This window comes from Thermodesulfobacteriota bacterium (assembly GCA_030583865.1).
Lineage (GTDB): Bacteria > Desulfobacterota > GWC2-55-46 > GWC2-55-46 > GWC2-55-46 > UBA5799.
Genome location: CP129479.1, coordinates 2724494 through 2744565 on the forward strand (window position 1 = coordinate 2724494; position 20072 = coordinate 2744565).

The window sequence follows — 20072 nt, forward strand, 5'->3', positions numbered from 1 at the left end:
TAATTGCCTTCAAAGGCAAAATCACCCACCTTATCGATTCCCGTCCTCCGTTTTATTCTCTAACCAGATTTGTTCTTTCAAATTTCTTTTCAAAAAGGAGGACTTATGGATTTAGTCGAACTGCTTCAGACGCTCGAAAAACAGCATCCGCTTAAATGGGATAGGAAGCTCAATACCTCAGTAATCGACATGAAAGTTGAAGATGGATCAGCAAAACTGGAAATTCCCGGCAATTACAACTTGCTTGCGATCACTAAGCCGTGCCATCAACAGATAGCCGAGCGTCTTGATATTCCAGTCAAGTATTACAACCGTATGGAGGCCGAGGCTCCCTATCTTCTAGCAGGGAATGTCAATGCCTGGCTGACAAGGATGGAGAAGGATATCTTCGTACGGGGATTGGGGGATGCGGTCCGGGCTTTCTTAAGCAACCGCTACAGGGTAATAGACCATCTCGACTTCCTGTATTGCTCTTTAAACGAGCTTCAGGCAAATAGGGCTGAAATCGAAGACTGCCATCTTTCAGAAACGGAGATGTATGTCAAAGTGCGGAGCCATCATTTGAAGGACGTCATCAGGCACAGGGATGATCTTATAATCGGCGGCCTTCTCCTTACCAACTCCGAGACCGGGCACAAGGCCCTACGTGTCGAGCCGAGGATATTCCGGGTCCAATGCACAAATGGGATGGTCATAGAGAAGCTGACGACCCGCCAGGTCCACCTAGGAAACGGGAACGGTGGGAATGGAGAACTGGACGACGATATGGTCTATCTTGCAATCCGGAGGTCCATAAGGGAGCTTTTCGGGCGCTTCGGCGAGATCGTCCAATCCCTAAGGGATTCTACTGAAATCAAAATCCTGAATCCACAAGGAGTCATAAACAACCTGGTCAAGCATTACGGCTTAAACGAAACCCAGAAGGAAAACATCCTCATGGCCTTTGGCTCGGAGCCTGAATCAGATGCCTATGGCATAGCTAATGCCGTGACCAACGCAGCTCAGAAGGAGGAGAGCTGGGAAGGTAGCCTTGAGCTTGAGAAGATAGGAGGAAGGCTTTTGGCCCTGCCTGCCCAAGGGTTCAAGGCCTTTGATTGCTAAAAAATAGTCAAATGGAGATACCGGATGGTGTCTCCTTTTTATATTATTGACTAAACAATATGGATAAAATATACTAAATCTCTTAAAAATTCCTGAGGGGAGAGGTCATGGGCGATCACATTGAGGCAAATGCGATTCCATTTATAATGTTATTTTCAAAACCCAGAAGAAATGCGGAAGCATTGCCAGGTAGATATGATAATGAACTAGATGTAATGGTATTAGATGTAGCTGGACAGAAGATGCCATTAATTAAAACGAGCTCAATGCCAGAACTTATAACATTTACTAGGGTGCAGCGTGAATCCAATGATGAGCAAGAAAATCCTATTATGCAAGAAACAGTGACCAAGACTGCCGTTTCCAGGGAATCCGACGACCATAGCAACTATTTATTAGAGACGATGACCAAAACATTTACAGAAAGAGAATCAGATGATGATTCTTTAGGTATCAATGAATTATATACAAAAACAGAAGTTGATCGTGAGCAGGAAGACACTTTGATCGGCTTACCAAATGATTATCATTCTTAGTAACCGCGAAGATATAACCGCAGATTATGTCATATTAGAGCTTAGAAAAAGAAAGGTTGATTTCTTTCGATTTAATACAGAAGATTTCCCCCTAAATGTAAAGCTTTCTCTGAATTACGGTACAACTAATTTTCTTCAGACTCCCAATAATAAAATAATCCCCTTTTCCGATATACAAAGCATTTGGTATAGAAGACCCATTCTTCCTGATTTTAATAAGTTCAGATTAGAAAAAGGTGTGGAAGATTTTTGTACTAAGGAATCTTTTGCAGCACTGGAAGGTGCGTGGACTCTATTAGATTGTAACTGGGTGAGCAATCCCTTTAATATCAGAAAGGCAGAAATAAAACCATTTCAATTAAGCGTAGCATCTGAGATTGGATTTAAAATACCGAAAACTTTAATTTCCAACGACTCGGAATTAATCAAAAATTTTTATCTAAAAAACAATAAATGTACGATCGTAAAACCAATAAAAACTTCTGTCGTAAAAAAAGTGGCAGGAGAAGACATAATCTTCACAAGTAGCGTGCAGGATTTTGCTATCGAGAAAGTGAGCAAATGCATTCCAATTCCGTCGATATTCCAAGAAAGATTACCTAAAAAGTACGATATTAGAGTGACTGTTATTGGTGAACAAGTATTTCCAGTAGAAATTCATTCGCAGGATTTTAGGGATTCTATGGTTGATTGGCGGCAAGGGGAAAATCCTAAAATTAAACATTTGAGGCATGAGTTGCCCAAGGATATTTCTGATAAATGTCTTCAATTGAATAAGAGATTGGGCTTGAAATTTTCAGCTATTGATTTTGTTTTTACACCCAATGGTGATTACTATTTTCTTGAAATTAATCCCAATGGTCAGTGGGCATGGATTGAAGAAAGAACTGGCTACAAGTTAACCGAAAGCCTAGTTGATCTTTTATGCTTAGAAAAATAAGAGAATTTTTCTGGCCATTGTTAGAGGGCGAGCCACCTAAGCAAAATGATAGTAGCGTCGATATTATTTTGTATAAATTGGGTGAGAATCAAGAAAATGCCGAAAGACTGCTCGAAATTAGCAAGGATATTTGCGAAGCTGAAAATAAAAGGCTAAATACAGTCGAGGCTAAAGCGACAACGATTTTGGGTGCTACGGGTCTTATTGTTGTATTAATCGCTAATTTTGGCAAATCATTATTTTTTGAAGATAGTCACAGCACCCCGGATAAAGATTTCGCTGTCTATCTTTTTAGTATTATTTTCTCGTTATCTATAATTTATTTTTCTCGTGCCGTGTACTTTGCCATCAAGACTATTAGTAGGCGTGGTTATCACAAAATTAATCCTAATGAACTTATATCAAATTTCAAACACGATACTAAATGGACATATGATATGAGAATTGCAGCTTTTATTTTAGATAAGACTCAAAAAAATTTTTCTATAGTTAATGAAAAAGTTGATTACATGGTGATGGCACAGGAGTATTTTAAGCGTGGTATTTTAATAATTTTATTTGTTGCAATAATTTTATCTTTGAAGCCATTCCTGCCATTCCTTTTGAATTTTCTCCAGGCAATCCATGCTAAATACTGAAGGACATTTGTTAGCATTAAAATTTTATTCTTTTTGACTTTCCACTCTCATAAATCTAAATCAGCTCCGCTTTACAAAGAGGAGCTGTTTTCTTTTTTAAGGTACAATGTGCTTATATCTATCCATTTTTTCAGGATTTTGTCAAGAGTGAGCACCTTTGTAACTGAACCCCTTCTTTCATATAATCGGCTAAGATTAGCTGATTTTCCATTTCCCCTTCGATCTCGCCGTAGCGTATCAATCCCTCTCGATAGAGCCGTTCTTTTTGAAGAATCCGGGAGACCTGTCTTTGTGTCCAGGGTTTTCCATTTCTTAGGACAAAACCCCTTTGAGTAAGCTCGTCAGCAATGTGCTGCCCCGTAAAGCCCTGCTCAGCCAGGTGGAAGACTAATCTAACGCACTCGGCCTCCACTGGATTAATGACGACGCGTTTATTTTCTCTCGTATACCCGTAAGGGAGATTGCCTCCGGGGAATCGTCCTTTTCTGACGCGCTCCTGACGGCCCTTCCGTAATCTCTCGATAATCCCTCGTCTGTTCTCCTCGGCCACAGCTGCCAGTATTTGCCTCATCAAAACGTCTTTGGATTCGCCATTGTACTGAGGTATGTCCGCGATCAGGACCTTGACTCCTAGCTTTTTGAATTCATAAAAGAGGTTTTCGGATATCCGGACCTCCCTTGAGAGCCGGTCCAGGGAAGGAAGAATCAAGACCCCGACCTTGCCTTTTTTGCAGGCCTTCATCAAGCGCCGGAGCTCTTTCCTGTCCTCTTTCACCCCGCTTACAGCCTCGTCCTTGTAAAATCGCTCCACCAACAATCCATTCCGCTCAGCAAAAAGAGAAGCATCCCTGATCTGGATGTCTATCCCATACCCCCTCTTCTTTTGCTCCAGGGTCGAGACCCTGCAATAGGCCACGACCATTTTCTTTTGACGCATACCTCCTGCTGATACTTAAGCTCCTCTTTGTAAAGCGGAGCTAAACCTACTTTCCAGTCTAATGCCTGACAGGAAATCCTGTCAATACGGCCAAAAAACTTGAAAAATGAGGAGGTTAGCCATGAACAGGATAGTGATCACGGTTTTTATGGTCTGTGCACTGCTTTTCGCAACGGAGAGCTATGCAAGCAATGTCAGCAGGGCAAAGGAGTTCATGAAGGCAGGGATGTACCCTCAGGCCATAGCGCTTCTTGAAAAGGAGATATATGGCGACGAGACAAACCAGGCCACGGCAAACCCTGCGAACGCCGAAGCCCATTACCTTCTCGGCGTATGCTTGGTTCAGAATGGCAATTTCAGTCAGGCTGATGAAAGGTTTGCCAGCGCGGTAAAGCTCAATCCGGAGTATGGCTATAAAATAGGCGATGTGTATAAGGATGCTGGGAAGTCTCTTCTGAGTACTGGCAAGCTGGCTGAGGCTAATGAGCTCTTCAGGAAGGCACTGAGCTATGAGCCAAGCCTGAGGAAGGAAATAGCATTGTTCATTTTTGAAACCGGAAAGCGCTACGGCAATGACGAACTCCTGTCCCTTGCTGCTTCATACGACCCGGGGTTAAGGAAGCCGGTCGCAGAGTACTACCATGCCTTAAGCAAAACCGCCGAAGGTGATGAGGCCAAGGTGGACCTGCTCGGCATTGCTGCAAGATACGATAACACCTACGAAGGTGAGTATACCCTCAACAGAGAGGCGCTCGGGCGTTACCACTTGGACAAGGCCAAGGAATTGGCAAGGAAGCCGGGGAAGGAAGCAGTAATGGAGACACATAAGACGCTCGCCTCTAAATACCTTGGCGACGACGTGGTGATGAGAGAACTGCCAGAAGCTGTCGTTTACAAGCCAGGCACCTATACGTTCTCTTTGAAGGCCGGAGAGCAGACTCCTTATTGGATTACTTTTCCGACCGGCGTTATCTCAAACTGGAGACTTGATTCACCCGACGGCAAGTTTCAGGCGATCTACGACGATGGAGAGGTCGTCAACCTGTGGTCCGCCAAGTCTCTACCAAAAAACAAGTATAAATTTAGGCTATTGGCTGTAACAGACCAGCCTGAAATCAGTATGGTTGTGCGCCAGAGGTAATCAGCAGGGAGAGCAGCAATTTGCTCTCCCTTTTTCATTTTCAAAAAAGTTGTTATACTGTAAATATACTAAATTCGAAATATATGAAAGGATTCATCTTTTCTTGCGTTCTACTATTATTTCTCTCCTGCACCCCTCAGGCACTCGCAGTTGGAGCTGGCACTGATAACGACTGCCCTTCAGGCTCCGTTTGCCTCGATAATCCCCTTAATACAGATTCTCCTCAAAAACTTATCGGCGTAATCATCAGAGGCGCATTGGGCGTGGTCGGCTCAATCTCCCTGGCTATTTTCGTCTATGGAGGCTTCATCTGGATGCTCTCAGGAGGAAATACGGAGATGGTTCAGAGGGGAAAGCTGACCTTCTTCTATGCCACTATCGGATTAATTATTATCTTTTCTGCCTATGCCATTACCAAATTCGTTATGGCGGATTTGCTCGGGCTTGGCTAAATTCATATGCAAAAAATTCTGAACAAAATCCATGAAGAGATGCCCTTTATGCTAAAAATGACGGCCGCTACTCTTGTGGGCATGACCTTTCTAACCGGATTCAGCAGGCTAACAATGAACTACGAAATCTCCCTAGTCTATATAGCGATAGGGTTCGTGATTTTGATGTGGGTTATGTATGAATTTATCAGAAAGGGATTAAGTAAGCAGTAACCGAGCTCATGGATCAATTACAGGAAGCGTATAGTTAGAAATTTCATTTATTATTTCTATACCAAGAGATTTCGTTTCCAGAGAACTTGAACTATACTGCAACGAATAAGCTGCAAAATCATGTTTTCTACTGTGACCTAAAATATAAAATTCTGGCCTATAAATAGCGATAATAGGACGAGGAGTTTTAGCTCTATGATCTGAAGCCAATTCTATCAGAGTCTTATAGTCGCGCGAGCTTAAGTCGAGAGCGCCCCAAGGATGTGTGTGCCAATCCCCCATGAACGTTAATTCGCCTCTTGTTAGGTCAAATATGTAATCCAAAATACTCTGGCAATATTTGTGGTCCGCCTCAAAACATGTCAACCCATGGTAAGCATTCGGACCTGGTCCTGTTGCGTGTGTCATTACATGATTTCCTGATTTATCCTTATACCCAATCAGGATCCCACCTGTCTCTTTGAAAAGAAATTTTTTTGCTTCTTTACGCCAAGTCTCAATTACTGACGCAAAGATAAATATTTTTTTCTGCATCAACAGCTTTTATGAAACCTACATGAATTGTGTTTGGTTATATTCCGTTTTTCCAAATTAGGCAAATCTCCTTTAGAATCAGTGCGGCTACTCCAATTGATAAGATTATAATCCACGTCGGGATATCCATTCTCGTTCCGCAACAGTGTTTGAACTGCGAATCGAGTGGCCAGATTTGATATGACGCTTGTATCAAAACCAGTTCCTGTGAACGTTGGGAAACAACAGCCTCTAGCGTACAAGGGCTGAGCTAATGGATCTTCATTTACATTACCCGTATTCATATCACTTTTATGATATCCGAAACATTCGAAACAGGCTTCGTTCGGCAAAGCACGAAAAATCTGACCTCCCCAGGCACCATTATGCACATATGCATATATCCCAGGTTTCCCTGCTGCTGTCAGAATATCGTTGATTAAAAATTCAACTGACTTATCCGCTATTGTAGATATAATCAGATCGTACTCTGCTGTAAGTTTCGAAAAAATCGACAAATCGTCACCCTCGCCATCTGGAAGTGATTCAGGGTCATGTACAGGCATGCCCAACTTTACTCCCCACGGCTTAACTTTGGCAAAGGGATTAATTAGTTTAATCTGCCTTGCGATTGCATCGACCTTGGCCATACCAGTCATTCTTAAATCTACAGCTTGACGGACCACATTTCCTGCGTCATAGCCATCAAAATCAATGAGACAAAAATGGCCTATCCCGGCCCGCGCTAGCTCTGTCGCAATTACGCTTCCTATAGCTCCAAGGCCGACCAGGACTACCTTCTTTTCACGAAGTTTTATCAAGGAAGGAATACGTTGGAAGTACGCATCCTCAACTCCTAACAGAGAAGGACGCAATAGAGCTTTTATTTTGTGTTTTTTGCTTTCAACTCCTATTAGCCATTGATCATGAACATACTCTCTTCTTTTTGGCCCTTCTTCGGGATAAACTATACCGAATATATCAAAATCTCTTGCAGGATCATTCTGCTTCATTTTATCCAAGAGCCTCTGATATCGATATGTCAGTTTACTTTCCTGATCAAAAAACCATTTTTTGAAGGAACCGTAATCATTCAGAAAAGGAGGCTGAGTTTTTACCTTAAGCCATTGTCCTTTCATTTCTAAGACACCTTGCAATGCCTCTGAATTTATGCTGTATGTTTTATTAGAGCTTGCGTCGTGAACTTTGTAGAGGACAGTTTGCATTACTTCATTAATGTGAATTGTGGGATTGAATACTTGCAATCTAAGAGCAAAATCGCCCCAAGATCCCATAGGAATGTGAGTCATTGTACTTGGAATTAATACTGAGGAAACCTTGGTGGTTGATAATTTATTATACGGGTAGTAAATGCTTGCGGGTTCCGGAGCATCTATTTCAAGGTCTTCGATGTCTTGGGGACGCTCATTAAACACATTTATAAGGTCAAGGGCCTCCAGTACTCGGTCTGCTCCAGTTTTTTTCTGTTCTATGCATAAAACGCCGCTGTAAGGCTCCTGATGGCGTGGCAGCACTTTGCTTAAGTCCCTTATTAGCGGCATTGTATCAGGGAATCCTGATGGATAAATTACCTGTAACCTATGCTCGCCATCAGAGGCTTGAATAGTACCCTCGAAGACTACAACCTTTTTTTTGACCAGGAGTTCCTCGTTTAAACGAAAATCCATGCCACCTTCTAAATAGGCCTTCTTTTCCGTTTCGAGCAAATCGGGTTCTCTCTCAAACCAAGGCTTAGGCATTATAGACACGCCCTCCCATATCTTCGAGGGCGGTCTATATCAGGCCTTTTCGGGTGCTCAGGCCTTTCTGGCTTCTCAGGATGTTCTGGGTGCTCCGGGTGATTTGGTTTGTCGTGACCCTTTTTTTCTTTGTCTTCGTTTTTCATTTTATGCTCCCCCCTAAAAGGATTTTTATTGTTCCGAACTCATTAATATGATAAACAGAATTATATGATTTTATCGAACTAACGTGTTCGGTTTATCGGAATATACCGAGTTACCGAATTCAAGTCAAGTCCTTTTTAATTCTTCTTTTGAGGGTTCAAATGAAACTGGCGTCGGTTGGCGATCGTATCAAATATATACGAACACAAAAAAAACTAACTCTTGAGCAATTAGCCGATAAATCGGAAATCTCCAAAAGCTTTTTATGGGATGTTGAGAACGATCGTTCTGATATTGGAGGGGAAAAACTTTTACGAGTTGCAAATGTACTTGCCGCCTCATTAGATTATCTTTTACGTGGTGAACCAATATCCGAAGATAACAGGCGAGCAATCATTGAGATACCAGTTGAATTAAGTAACTTTGCTGAAGAGAAATGTCTTAGTTATCAACAAACATTATTACTACTTGAGATTGATAATTCGATTATGGCTCGTCGAAGCACTAAGAGTAGAGATTCTAAAACTAAAGAATATTGGCAAGAACTGTACGAGGGCGTCAAACCGTTTTTGGGGGAGAGGAAGTGAATAAATTAGAGCGTCAGGCTTATGATCAGGAAATTCGAAGGGTAGGTAAGCGCCTTGGTATTCCGCTCCGTGGGAATATTGAAAATGCAATAATTGAATATTGCAAAAAAGAGGTCGATAAATTACTCGCACCGCGAGTTAATCCTAAAAACCTTGTAGATCTTCTCAATTATGTAGCAACTTCTCTAGGGGTTGTGGTTAAGGAGATACATGAGGATAGGGACCTGGATGAATTGGAACAGGAGATCCCTCCGGAGAGAGAACCCGTAATTGGGCGGCTCAAAAAAGAACTCGATGATCAGACAGATGCTTTGATTTTAGAACGCAAGAATAGGCATCCTTGGGAACAACCGTATTTAGCTGTTATAAATTGTCGTGGCTCGCATTCGTTAAAAAAATATTTTAGCAAATGGCATGAGATAGTACATCTTTTATTGGATGGAAAGCAGCTCCGATTTGCATTCCGCCGTACTCCCTCTCTCAAACGTGAACCAGAAGAAATATTAGTAGACCGAGTTGCGGCTTTTTTAGCGCATCATCCAGCCTATCTTGAGCCTGCATTGGAAGAAGAGAATCTTTCAAACGGGAAACTCTCTTTTGAAATGATCGATCGAATTCGGGAGAAATTAGCGCCCGAGGCAAGTCGCCTATCTACTACAATTGCCTGTATCAAAAAAACCAAAGAGCCTATTTGTTTTTTACGTGCGAGATTGGGTTTTAAAAAAGATGAAGAGAAACTCCTTCTTGCAATGGAGCATGAAGTAATCGAAGAGAACTTTGCTCCTGTTATGAAATTGCGTATACGTGAAGCTACAAGCAGTTTGAAATTGGAAGAATTGGGAATTCGCTTTCACAAGAATATGGAAATACCTACTACAAGTATTATTTCCAAAGCCTTTGATGGCAACGATTATGAATCATATACAGGAGCAGAATTGCTTCAGACGTGGACTACTTCAAAAGGGTCTATAGGATACGGAAAAATAGAAATAGAGGCGAAACGTATTCCGTCTCTAAATGAAGTATGGGCTATCATCTATATTAAAGAGCGAAAAGGGAAAAAGCATAATTGATTTCAGTAAGATTGTTTTATGACCATTTTTGCAAGAGATCACGTTGACCAATTTTAGTACTTGTATTGAAAAATAGTAAGGCCCTGCCATCAGCATAAACCACAAAAGAAGAAGCTAATTCAGAGAGTCTGCCGAAATTTATAAGCTTTACGGGATTTTGTATCATTAAGATGGGCAACGTTCTTTTTTCCAATATATCCGCAAGTGGTACAAAATATATCCAATATTTATTCTTATGATGAAAAGCCATTTCTCGTTCTCTTATTGACCATTCAAAGCGAAGCGCCTTACCAAGAGAAGATTTTACCTCAATCAGACGCTGCGAACCGTCGTGCTCAAAAGAACTTATGTCAAATCCTGCCGATACAGCTTCTGCACCAATACGAAATACAAGCTTCGCCAAATCAGGACGTCCGATTTTAATGAGGCGTTTTTGCTCTTCGATGAGCACCAACTCTTCTGCCTTTTTAGCTCGGAGTCTTTGGGCATCAAGTCGCTCCCACAAAGTTTTCTCATCAAGAGCTACCATTCTAAGAATTTGAGGAGGGAGAACTGATTCAAAGGCTACATTAAGGCACAGCTTACCATCGCATTCTTCAAGAACGCCGAGTTGCTGTAATATCCTTGCCGCTACCTGCATCGTCTCTTCCCATGTTGATGGATTTGACTTGGCCTCTAATTTCTCATCTGCTCCCTTCCCAAAATAACTAAATAATTGGGAAATATTAGAATTCATGTATTCGTCATCTAAAAATAGGCTCAGCAGAAAACTTGACTGTCCAAAGGTTAAATCCATTTTATAATCACTCAGTTTGAGGAAAAGTGCGCCGGTCTGGGTTAGAAAAACGATTTTCTTATCTTTATTGAGTAGTCCGATTAGTAAAGCTACTTTAAGGGCAGGCTCAGGATTGGGGTACCGATAGGTTGCTCCAGCGCTTTGATTAGCAAGCTCGATAAGTTCGAGTTTGCCAAGTCTCTTAGCACGCCGATGTTTATACACAGAAAGTAGTCGGTTTAGTTCACCGACGTGTCCTGTTTCTTCGATTAGTTTGAGTAGTTCCTTTGTCTGCACTTGATATCTCTTCCAGTAATTCTCGGAAGATTTCCTCCAAATCGTCTTCTCTATCTGCAAGGAAGGAATCATCATCATAGCCTAAGACCGGCATGTCATCATCTAGTAATTGATAGAGCACTTGCTGGCGGCTGCGTAATCTTCGATCCACAACCTGCTCAACTGCGCACTGCAATATCGGAATATAATAGCGTGGATGAATTTTTGATGGCATACCCACCCGGTGTATGCGATCCATAGATTGCAAGAACTGCCCGCAATTGAAGGTCCGTTCCAGATAGATTGCGTTATGGCAAATCATGTGAAGAGAAACTGATTCAGAACATGCAGCTGGATTAGCTATCAACACAGGGCGATCCAAACGGGTTTTAAATTCAGAAATGTTTTTTTCTCTACTTTCAAAAGCCGGATCATTGTCCTCATTGTAAGGCGGCACATCTCCATAAATTTTCAAGGGTTTTAAATCTTTTAAAAGTCTTTCCAACAGGAGTATGTTTTCAACAAAAGTTGCCCAGATGAGCACTTTATTGCCATTTTTTACTAGTTGGCGTGTTGTATCTACAACAAAAGAGACTTTTGCCGGTATCTCATATTTAATATGGTCACGAAGCATTGTGGCTAGCACAGGATCATCATCCATTGCTGCTCCAAATTCCCCGGTATCAGGAATAATGCCTCTCAACAACGCTGGGTTACTTGCAGCTTGTAGGAGCCTTAAAGAACGAGCTTTGCGCCAACGACGAAGAATTGACAAATCCGCCTGACTCAGCTGTAAATTTCTAGCTTCCTGAAGTGTCCTCTGCTCAAGCAAACTAATTATGATTTTTTGGCGGGATGGAATGTCGCGATGAGGAATTTTGGTTATAACAGGAATGGGCTTTGGTAATCCCAAATCGGACTTCTTGGTACGTATGAAAAAAGGCTTGATCAGCGTTTTAACTGCTTCAGCTTGATGACTTGCCGAAGATGTTAATTGTTGTTCAAATTGCGCTCGGCTTCCCAAAACACTTTGACTTGGCCAAAGAAAAGCAAACTGCGACCATAAATCCTGAAGCGAACGAGGTGCCGGAGTACCTGTTAATACCATTCTACGTTCGGCATAAGGAGCTAAGTCAAGAACAGTGCGAGCCCAAGGACCCAAATTAATGTTTTTAATGTGATGAGCCTCATCGAGAATCAACAAACAGCGACTTGAGCTAAGAGCGACAATCAAATTATCGCGCTCTCTATTGGCCATTTGATATGTACAAAGGACTAGATCGACATTTTCGAGGTTACGAAGTAACCTTGCACGTTCAGGCCGGGTTCCTATCAATCTTACCACAGTGGGAGTTTGACCAAGCGTTTCTTTGAACTCATTCTCCCATGGCGCAAAACTACTTGCTGGACCTATAACGAGTAATTTTTCAACAATTTTCTGTTTTTTTAATATTGCATAAACTGATAATGCACTTGTTGTTTTTCCACTCCCAGGGACAGAGAAGTTTGCAGCATGCCTAATAGTAAGGGCATGACGCACCGCTGTTTGTTGATGTCCTAGTAATGAACGACAGATACCATAATTGGTGGGTGACTCAAGGGATACTGGTCGAAGCTTCTTTGATCGGGCCGCCTGAACGATTGAGGATTCTTCGCGAAACTGGACCAAAGCACGGCGCATACTGACATCTAAATCTACCTCAAAACCACGAGCGGTAAGAAAATTGTCTATGTAATCAAGAATATGGCCAAGCTGACCATTGTCCTCTGCAATGATTTCATCTGAGCCACCTTCAACTGTAAACAATCCGAGAGATAACTCACTCCCGATAGAATCTCGATCAAAATCTTTTTCCCGAGAAAAATCTACAGTTATCAATCCAGGTCGGTCTTGCCGAAGTATAATCATTGCTGATCACTCAAATTTTTTTTGATTCTAAGTGCTTGGCTCGGCTCGCTTTCGCATCACTAGGATTCCTTATTTTCTTACGCAATTTTTCCGCTTTTTCAAAACATTTTTTTGCCACAGTGATTATTTCATCCAGAACGGCCGGGAGGCTGTTGAATTTCTGAGCAGATTCAAAATTATCTGCTATCTTTCCATCTTCGAGTGTATCTAACAATTGTTTCAAATGTGTATTCGCATTATTAGCTAACTGCAAAGGTTTATCAGCTTTTTCCTGAGCATCCATTTGATCTAAAAAAGAATCAACGCTTTCTTGGTGAGATATTTTGAGAGCTGTATTTATTCCTTTTGCAGATAAGGCCTTCTTAAGATTTTGTGGATCGCCGCCCAATCCTAAAAGTCCTTTAAATGCTTTTTCGTTTCTCCCCTTTGCGGTCTTTCCACTTCCCATAGAAGTACGAATTTTCCGCATCTGCCAGTTATCCATCAATTTATCTCGGATAATAGCAAAATGAGTTAACTTAAGCTTTTGAATCTCGGCAGGCATCGTTCCTTGTTTTCTGGCCTGCTCAAGTGTCTTAACGGCTTCCTCGAAGCGCTCGACAACATCTCCAATTTCATTGTAGGCTCTCGGTTTTCCAATGAAGTCCAGATACTCATTGATCAATCGAATTTTCAGGATATCCTTTTTTATTTCCTCTTCTGATATCCCATATAAAACTTTACTGATTTCTTTTTCAGGATTCTGCTTCCCTCTTAAAAGATTAAGTCCCTCTTGAATTTTTAATAGTTCATTAATAGGAGAATACGGATGTTTTTCATCGCGCCCAATCTGAACGCCAGCTTCAATTCTCCAACGATCCTCAGGGCCAACATCTGGATCTAGAATAATTGCATCAAGATATTCAAAACGAGTGGGATTTGGTTCTGTTTTTTGCAAATCTAGCAAAGCAGCCAGACGGCGATTCCCATCCAAGACCCCACCGTCAAATAGAACCACACCTGGCTTCAGCTGTAATCGGCCAGCCAAGTCAGAACGTAATTTCTTGAAAGGGTCTATATCACGATCTGTCCCGGGATATTCACCTTTTAACATTTTCCAAATTTTGTCTTTCCACTTTTCTTTCTTTGGATCAATTTCTACACCGGGATTATCTGCCCGCAACTGAACCATTTTGTCGGCATAACGCCCATTCTCTATGTTAAAAAATAGGTACTTCGTAGGAACTCGATAAACATCGAGCTCCTGTCTTTTACCTTTGATCCAAAACAGCTCTTTTCGATCTGTTTTTTCAGAAACGTCTTTCAAATCGGATAATGCATTAGAGTCTTTAATCTTAGCTAATTTCTCTCGCTTGCTCATTCCGCTCGCTCCTTTTGCTGGAGGTCTTTGATTTGAGTTTCGACTTGGAATAACTTTTAGCGAATAAAGCTTCAAAGTCTATGCCTCTTGTTGCTTTCTTGCTTAGGTACATAATCATGAGGCCAGACATGAGACTTCGAGCATCACACGAATTAAAATCAAATTTCTCTTTACGCAAAATGCGCGTCCAGTGCCCCAACTGTCTTTTTGCATCTCTCTCGATCGATAACAGTAATTTATCACCTAGATTATTATGATTATGGCTCTTTTGAGCTCTATCCCTTTTTCGACAAACAAATACTTCATCCCATTTTATATTCCTATTATCACTGTGAAAGCGACTTTGTCCTTCAGAGCGCACTGGAAAAACGTTAGTAATACAGAATCCTGACTTCAGCAAAGCTTTTGCGAGAGCTGCCCAGGCTTTTGGTTCATTGTGATGAAATGTGAATACGAAAATCCCATTTTCTTTTAGTACTCTATAGCACTCCGAAAATGCACTCGCAAGTCCTTGCGCAAAGCGCTCGTGAGATTCTTCTGATTTTCGCTCTCTTTGTGAAACGTAAAGAGATTCCTTAAGCGGAGTCTGCCGATGATTATTGCCAGGGTATGAATTAAGATTAAATTTTTTCAACCAGACATGATAGAAGTCTGACAATTCGGAATATGCGAGATTGTTATAATATGGCGGGTCAGAAAGAATAAGATCAACTGAGGCAGATGGAATAGACGAAAAGTTTTCAGATGACTGATTTAATAATAGAGCAAAGGGGTTTTTATTTGATTTATCTGGAAATTGAGTAATAAGCTCGCAGCTAATGCTTTCACCAGTAAACTCTTGCTTAGGCCCTTTCTCATCATATTTATATTCGTATGGCTTATTGGCATAACGTTTTCCTTCGAGCATTTTGTTAAAACATTTCAAAAACGAGCCTCTTCCGAAATTTGCCCCCCATACATTATTTTCGACAGGTCGTGTCATTTTAACATAGGCGTGTAAGCCAAATAATGGAGTAAGCTTTCCATAGTCAAAAGCATAAAAACAGAACATATTATTTGACGCAAGACAGTCTGAAAAGGCCAAGGCTAACAATTCGCGAGCCCCTGAGTCTTCAACAGAACCTATGGCCTTTCCTAATGCTGATAAACATAGTAACTGGCGGGAATTAAACAAATCTTTATACCGTTTATAACCAAATGAGACTGGTCTACGGTCGTCTCTATTTATTACTGGGATGGAGTCATAAGGAATGAATCTATCTTTTATACTTTCTTGCAACCATTGACGCTCAGCCTTCCTATAGAGCTTAAGATCAGACTCGTCAGCTTTTTTGAAAATTCGCTCTTTGGTTCCATCAATAAGAACTTCCACTGCAAAGAGTTTTTGCAAAAATGGTTTTTCTTCATCAAAGAGCTCTTGCATCGCCGTTCTAGTCTCACATCCAGGGCAGACGAATGCGCCTCTACTGACCGGTCCTTTCATAATATTAGTTCGATGCTGGCACTTATCACATGTAAATGTTTTCCAGGCTAGAGGAATCTTAGATACAGTTCCACATTTTGCACAAAACACAATCTGCTCTTCTTTTTTCTGGTAACGCCTTAGCTGAAAATGTGGATGTCCCTCAAATATATCGCAGCAAGATGGACACTTTATCTGATCAACCCAAAAAGCATACATTATTAGCCCTTTGCGGCCATCAGACAATTCGGTGTGATACCACTGCATTATTTCTTCTTTGACTTTTTTCTCTACTAATGAAAAAGCAGCCAATAAGGCTTCTTCATTATAAATTCCAAGCTCCTTTGCTGTAACAAAGCAAGCAACTGGATCAATATCAATTCCAATTACACTCGCATTGCATTTAGCCGCCTCAATCAGCGATGTACCACCACCTACAAATGGATCTAAAACACGAAGCCCTGAAAAATTATGTCGATGATAAAAATAATCTTTTTTAAAAAAATGTGATTCATTTTCTGATGTTATCGCAGAAAGAAGCAAAGAACGAAAAACTGAGCCAAGCCGTCTTGCCCACCATTTATGCATTTGGTAAATTGGTTTTTTTCGATTACCCTCTCGGAGCGCCAGACGGCTCGCGAACACAACAGGCGGTTCCGTTTCTATTAAGGCTTTATCAGGAATGAGTGACTTTTTATTTTGATTCATGATTTATACTTGGAATAAAAATATCTTAATTGTGAGTTCATTTAAAGAAAAAATTTTCTTTCAAATGCTTTCTTGGAACTAAATTTGTATTTTTTTTACAGCTATCGTAGATTTTGAGTAAAGAAGTCAATAGCTTACAACAATTTTCTATTTTACGCCACAGATTTTCTGGATGGTAAAAAGAAAGGGTTAAAGATATTTTGAAGAAAAATTGAGGGTAAATAGATGAGCAGTCTGTTATGTAGGAATGACTATCGCTGTCTCTCCCTTCCTTTAATATAACTATTCACTGCATCCATTGTAGTAACCCAGTTCCGCCCTTCTTTATGCGCCTCTATCCTGCCTAGCCTGGCAAGCAGGTTCAGATATTTTTCCGAGTACGGCGTCTGCTTGCTTATTTCTGAAAGTGGCAGGTAGCGCCTGCCTTGTTTAGCCGGAAGCAAATTTTTTAAATTGATGTTCAAGGACGCTCAGCATCTTATAGTATTTCTTCTTGTCGCTCTTAAGAATAACACCAATGAAATAACCCTCGCACATTAGGAGGCAGGTTCATGAGAAGCCGTGAGTTGTATGTGTTATTTAATTAATATGGTATGGTGTAATAACTACACCATACCATATTAGGGAACAGTTCAAAAATCACTATTATGCCAACTAAGGAAATTATTTTCATAAAGGAGACAGCTGTCCCAAGCGAGTTTTATTCTCTCTTTTGGGATGTCGATCCGGAGAAGATTGATCTGGAAAAGAATGCGCGCTATGTGATTGAAAGGGTGCTTGAGTTGGGTGATCTAAAGGCTCTTAAGTGGATTCAGATGCTCTATCCCACCGGGCTGATTGTTGAGATACTGAAGACAAGCAGAAAGATATCTCCAAAATCCAAGAACTTCTGGACCATCTGGTTTGATTAACGTTCCTATCAGCTCCTAATTTTTTCAAGTTTTTTATCAACCTTGAGCCGTTTGGCCAATTCATGTGTAAGGTCTGAATCTGCATTTCCGATCTCAAGAAGCTCCTTGGCATCGAGGATATCCCTCGGGCTGCCAGCTTTTAGCTTCATTGCTATAATATATTCAACCCTTACCACTGGAACTTTTGCGCCATGAAAATCGATTTCGATAGCATTTATTATCGCTTCATCTTCCCATTTTCTGGTTGCAATGAGCATGTCAACCGGCACATCATCCTGAATGACTTTTACAAGATAGGGCACCGGGTCCAACTGACCACCCCTGCTTATTTCAGGATGCAGACCACCTTCTTTAAGGGCCTCTGAAAATGCATTAAGGTCATGAATGGACGGAAGGGAAACGAGAAGGTCTATATCTTGTGTGGCGCGAGGAAGACCCCAGGTTGAAACAGAAAGTCCGCCAATAAGTGCGTACCCGGTTATAATTTGCTGTTTTTTAAATTTATTGAGAACCTTAGCTACTTCCTTAAGACTTTTTGCCAGAGACACTATCTATTGCCTCCTTGCCTGCTTTCATGAGCTCCAGACAGAAATCAGATAGCTCTGTAGCCATATCAAGTTTTTCAGAAGGCTTAAGCTTTTTAATATCCTCAAGCTCTTTCCGCCTACTTCGTTCCATTGTTAATGATTTAGCCAAATCTCATCTCCTGGTTCCGACACAGAAATTGATACACAAGTTTTTTAATAAACAAGCTAGACTCTTTTTTAAATATTGACTACCTCTTTCAGGATGTGGCTTCCGATTCTCGGCTTCAATGCATTCTTCATGACAAGATCAACATTAATGCCTAAATATTTGCTTAGATTATTCTCAAGGCGTATAAAATTAAGCAGGCTTATTGGTTCATAGAAATCAACGAGTATATCAAGATCGCTTTTCTTCTTCTGTTCACCCCGAACAAAGGAGCCGAAAACTCCAATCTCCTTGACCTTGTATTGTTCTTCAAGAACGAGCTTATATTCGCTTAATTTATTTTTTATAGTTTTCAGTTCGGTATTCAAGGTTGTGCCTCCAATTCATTACAAAAAGATTATACCAATCAAGCTAGCTCAGGCAAGCTTTTTGATAAGAGCATGAGTATGGCACGAAAATGGGGGCGGGGCGCTTTTTTCTCGTTGCTTTTGGATTGTTCCCAAATTGTACCAAAATTGTTTCCCAACAGGCATAAAATCCCAAAACGGGCAAGCCCCAAAGGCCTTCCAAGCCCCTAATTTTCAAAACAAAAAGGCAGCCAGCCTCACTTGAATAAATTGAAAGCCAAAATGAGATATGACTTGACGTATCTCAAGAAAATTGATTAAATTGAGATATAAATCATTCTTATCTCAAAACATATGCCAAAATTTGCGTCAGGAAAATATAAGCAGCAGTACCAATATAAGAGCTTTTCGCCTGCCTTTGTAAACCAGGAATTTGATTTAGAGGACAAAAAAATCGGTATTTTGCTGGAGGAGGCGGTCCGGTATCTGGGCGAACTCAACGCCTACTCAATGTTTGTGCCGGATGTTAACTTTTTCATCAAAATGCATGCAATCAAAGAGGCCACTCTTTCCAGCCGTATCGAGGGCACAAAAACAGCTGTAGATGAGGCCGTTTTACCAGAAGAAGAGATCAATCCGGAAAAACGCGATGACTGGCAGGAAGTGCAGAACTATGTCAGAGCCATGGACTTTGCGATTGCTAAGCTTAAAACGCTTCCGCTTTCCATGCGCCTTATCAAGGATACACATAAAATACTGCTCTCGGGTGTCAGGGGCAAACACAAAAGCCCTGGAGAGATCAGGACCAGCCAAAACTGGATTGGCGGGTCAAATCTTAATGACGCCTTTTTTATTCCTCCGCATAAAGACGAGCTTCCCGCCCTTCTGACTGACTGGGAGAAGTTTTGGCACAACAAAAACCTCGAAATCCCTCTTCTTATAAAGATAGCTATCTGCCATTATCAATTCGAGACCATTCATCCATTTCTGGATGGTAATGGCAGAATCGGCCGTCTTATAATCACCTTGCAATTGATTGAGCAAAACATCCTCACGGAACCCACTCTTTATCTCTCAGCTTTTTTTGAAAAGAACAAGGGAGCTTATTATGATGCTCTGACCGTGGCACGTGCATCAAATAGTATAGAACAATGGATCAAGTTCTTTTTGAGCGGAGTTATCGAAACTTCGAAGGCTAGCAAGGAGACTTTCCAAGAAATTATCCAGCTGCGCCAAGCTTATGAAAACAAGATTATAAAGCTTGGGCGCAGGGCAAAAATGGCCAAGGATGTTTTGATGTTCTTGTTCTCAAGGCCTATAGTCAATTCAAAACACATCATGAACCAGTTCGGAGTATCTTACAACACGGCCAATACCTTGCTTGCCGATATGGAGAAGCTCGGCCTCCTCAAAGAAATCACTGGTTTCTCACGTAATCGCTTTTTTGCACTTGATGAATACCTTAACCTGTTCAAACGCTAAAATTTGCGTGTCTATAGAAAACTGTTCTATTACTAACTTCCGCTTAGCTTTACTAAATCGATATTATTAAGCGGGTAAACCGTGCTACGTAAGCTTCCCTGCTAAGCAGATATT

General features: G+C 41.2%; 20 protein-coding genes. 10 read left to right on the forward strand and 10 right to left on the reverse strand.

Annotated features, from left to right (window positions below):
- Window positions 1-105: 105 nt before the first annotated feature.
- From QY316_12980 to QY316_12995, 4 genes are all read left to right on the forward strand, one after another.
- On the forward strand, window positions 106-1101 hold the full coding sequence (locus QY316_12980; protein ID WKZ32801.1) for a DUF932 domain-containing protein: 996 nt from the start codon (window positions 106-108) through the stop codon (window positions 1099-1101).
- A gap of 107 nt (window positions 1102-1208) precedes the next feature.
- Window positions 1209-1637: a hypothetical protein gene (locus QY316_12985; protein WKZ32802.1), complete on the forward strand. Its 429-nt coding sequence runs from the start codon at window positions 1209-1211 to the stop codon at window positions 1635-1637.
- Complete coding sequence (locus QY316_12990; protein ID WKZ32803.1) at window positions 1621-2577, forward strand: hypothetical protein; 957 nt, start codon at window positions 1621-1623, stop codon at window positions 2575-2577. The genes QY316_12985 and QY316_12990 overlap by 17 nt, the downstream gene beginning before the upstream one ends.
- The gene (locus QY316_12995; GenBank protein WKZ32804.1) at window positions 2562-3215 is read left to right on the forward strand and encodes a hypothetical protein; all 654 of its coding nucleotides are present in this window, start codon (window positions 2562-2564) and stop codon (window positions 3213-3215) included. Before QY316_12990 ends, QY316_12995 begins: the two co-directional genes overlap by 16 nt.
- 130 nt (window positions 3216-3345) lie before the next feature.
- Here the strand turns inward: QY316_12995 and QY316_13000 are convergent, their stop codons facing one another.
- A complete protein-coding gene (locus tag QY316_13000) occupies window positions 3346-4152 on the reverse strand; it encodes a recombinase family protein (GenBank protein ID WKZ32805.1) in 807 nt (268 codons plus the stop codon).
- Between the two features lie 121 nt (window positions 4153-4273).
- Between QY316_13000 and QY316_13005 the strand changes: the two genes are divergently transcribed.
- Window positions 4274-5293: a tetratricopeptide repeat protein gene (locus QY316_13005; protein WKZ32806.1), complete on the forward strand. Its 1020-nt coding sequence runs from the start codon at window positions 4274-4276 to the stop codon at window positions 5291-5293.
- Between the two features lie 83 nt (window positions 5294-5376).
- Window positions 5377-5745 carry a hypothetical protein gene (locus QY316_13010; GenBank protein ID WKZ32807.1) on the forward strand — a complete coding sequence of 123 codons (369 nt, stop codon included), beginning with the start codon at window positions 5377-5379 and terminating at the stop codon, window positions 5743-5745.
- Between the two features lie 219 nt (window positions 5746-5964).
- Here QY316_13010 and QY316_13015 read toward each other — a convergent pair whose 3' ends face one another.
- The gene (locus QY316_13015; protein WKZ32808.1) at window positions 5965-6492 is read right to left on the reverse strand and encodes a Mov34/MPN/PAD-1 family protein; all 528 of its coding nucleotides are present in this window, start codon (window positions 6490-6492) and stop codon (window positions 5965-5967) included.
- On the reverse strand, window positions 6492-8231 hold the full coding sequence (locus QY316_13020; protein WKZ32809.1) for a ThiF family adenylyltransferase: 1740 nt from the start codon (window positions 8229-8231) through the stop codon (window positions 6492-6494). The genes QY316_13015 and QY316_13020 overlap by 1 nt, the downstream gene beginning before the upstream one ends.
- A gap of 305 nt (window positions 8232-8536) precedes the next feature.
- On the opposite strand from QY316_13020, the gene QY316_13025 reads away from it, so the two are divergent.
- Together QY316_13025 and QY316_13030 are read left to right on the forward strand one after the other, a co-directional pair.
- Complete coding sequence (locus QY316_13025; GenBank protein WKZ32810.1) at window positions 8537-8962, forward strand: helix-turn-helix transcriptional regulator; 426 nt, start codon at window positions 8537-8539, stop codon at window positions 8960-8962.
- Entirely contained in the window at window positions 8959-10035 is a 1077-nt protein-coding gene (locus QY316_13030) for a hypothetical protein (GenBank protein WKZ32811.1), read from the forward strand. The genes QY316_13025 and QY316_13030 overlap by 4 nt, the downstream gene beginning before the upstream one ends.
- 16 nt (window positions 10036-10051) lie before the next feature.
- Here the strand turns inward: QY316_13030 and QY316_13035 are convergent, their stop codons facing one another.
- The 4 genes from QY316_13035 to QY316_13050 are packed head-to-tail and all read right to left on the reverse strand — an operon-like array spanning window position 10052 to window position 16525.
- On the reverse strand, window positions 10052-11107 hold the full coding sequence (locus tag QY316_13035) for a DUF3883 domain-containing protein (protein WKZ32812.1): 1056 nt from the start codon (window positions 11105-11107) through the stop codon (window positions 10052-10054).
- Window positions 11055-12965 (reverse strand): DEAD/DEAH box helicase, encoded by a 1911-nt coding sequence (locus tag QY316_13040; GenBank protein ID WKZ32813.1) that lies wholly within the window; start codon window positions 12963-12965, stop codon window positions 11055-11057. The genes QY316_13035 and QY316_13040 overlap by 53 nt, the downstream gene beginning before the upstream one ends.
- Before the next feature lie 40 nt (window positions 12966-13005).
- Window positions 13006-14355, reverse strand: coding sequence for a hypothetical protein (locus tag QY316_13045; protein WKZ32814.1), 1350 nt, complete (start codon window positions 14353-14355; stop codon window positions 13006-13008).
- On the reverse strand, window positions 14330-16525 hold the full coding sequence (locus tag QY316_13050; protein ID WKZ32815.1) for a DNA methyltransferase: 2196 nt from the start codon (window positions 16523-16525) through the stop codon (window positions 14330-14332). The genes QY316_13045 and QY316_13050 overlap by 26 nt, the downstream gene beginning before the upstream one ends.
- A 647-nt stretch (window positions 16526-17172) precedes the next feature.
- Between QY316_13050 and QY316_13055 the strand changes: the two genes are divergently transcribed.
- Window positions 17173-17436 (forward strand): hypothetical protein, encoded by a 264-nt coding sequence (locus tag QY316_13055; GenBank protein ID WKZ32816.1) that lies wholly within the window; start codon window positions 17173-17175, stop codon window positions 17434-17436.
- Between the two features lie 8 nt (window positions 17437-17444).
- Here the strand turns inward: QY316_13055 and QY316_13060 are convergent, their stop codons facing one another.
- The 3 genes from QY316_13060 to QY316_13070 form a co-directional block, all read right to left on the reverse strand.
- Entirely contained in the window at window positions 17445-17984 is a 540-nt protein-coding gene (locus tag QY316_13060; GenBank protein WKZ32817.1) for a nucleotidyl transferase AbiEii/AbiGii toxin family protein, read from the reverse strand.
- Window positions 17962-18132 carry a hypothetical protein gene (locus QY316_13065; GenBank protein ID WKZ32818.1) on the reverse strand — a complete coding sequence of 57 codons (171 nt, stop codon included), beginning with the start codon at window positions 18130-18132 and terminating at the stop codon, window positions 17962-17964. Before QY316_13065 ends, QY316_13060 begins: the two co-directional genes overlap by 23 nt.
- Before the next feature lie 68 nt (window positions 18133-18200).
- Window positions 18201-18497: a nucleotidyltransferase family protein gene (locus QY316_13070; GenBank protein WKZ32819.1), complete on the reverse strand. Its 297-nt coding sequence runs from the start codon at window positions 18495-18497 to the stop codon at window positions 18201-18203.
- 333 nt (window positions 18498-18830) lie between these two features.
- Here QY316_13070 and QY316_13075 point away from each other — a divergent pair, with 333 nt between their 5' ends.
- Window positions 18831-19958 carry a Fic family protein gene (locus QY316_13075; GenBank protein ID WKZ32820.1) on the forward strand — a complete coding sequence of 376 codons (1128 nt, stop codon included), beginning with the start codon at window positions 18831-18833 and terminating at the stop codon, window positions 19956-19958.
- The last annotated feature ends 114 nt before the right edge of the window (window positions 19959-20072 follow it).

Coding starts and splice junctions, on each gene's coding strand:
- QY316_12980 (WKZ32801.1), top strand. CDS start 106: ATGGATTTAGTCGAACTGCTTCAGACGCTCGAAAAACAGCATCCGCTT.
- QY316_12985 (WKZ32802.1), top strand. CDS start 1,209: ATGGGCGATCACATTGAGGCAAATGCGATTCCATTTATAATGTTATTT.
- QY316_12990 (WKZ32803.1), top strand. CDS start 1,621: ATGATTATCATTCTTAGTAACCGCGAAGATATAACCGCAGATTATGTC.
- QY316_12995 (WKZ32804.1), top strand. CDS start 2,562: ATGCTTAGAAAAATAAGAGAATTTTTCTGGCCATTGTTAGAGGGCGAG.
- QY316_13000 (WKZ32805.1), bottom strand. CDS start 4,152: ATGCGTCAAAAGAAAATGGTCGTGGCCTATTGCAGGGTCTCGACCCTG.
- QY316_13005 (WKZ32806.1), top strand. CDS start 4,274: ATGAACAGGATAGTGATCACGGTTTTTATGGTCTGTGCACTGCTTTTC.
- QY316_13010 (WKZ32807.1), top strand. CDS start 5,377: ATGAAAGGATTCATCTTTTCTTGCGTTCTACTATTATTTCTCTCCTGC.
- QY316_13015 (WKZ32808.1), bottom strand. CDS start 6,492: ATGCAGAAAAAAATATTTATCTTTGCGTCAGTAATTGAGACTTGGCGT.
- QY316_13020 (WKZ32809.1), bottom strand. CDS start 8,231: ATGCCTAAGCCTTGGTTTGAGAGAGAACCCGATTTGCTCGAAACGGAA.
- QY316_13025 (WKZ32810.1), top strand. CDS start 8,537: ATGAAACTGGCGTCGGTTGGCGATCGTATCAAATATATACGAACACAA.
- QY316_13045 (WKZ32814.1), bottom strand. CDS start 14,355: ATGAGCAAGCGAGAGAAATTAGCTAAGATTAAAGACTCTAATGCATTA.
- QY316_13050 (WKZ32815.1), bottom strand. CDS start 16,525: ATGAATCAAAATAAAAAGTCACTCATTCCTGATAAAGCCTTAATAGAA.
- QY316_13055 (WKZ32816.1), top strand. CDS start 17,173: ATGCCAACTAAGGAAATTATTTTCATAAAGGAGACAGCTGTCCCAAGC.
- QY316_13075 (WKZ32820.1), top strand. CDS start 18,831: ATGCCAAAATTTGCGTCAGGAAAATATAAGCAGCAGTACCAATATAAG.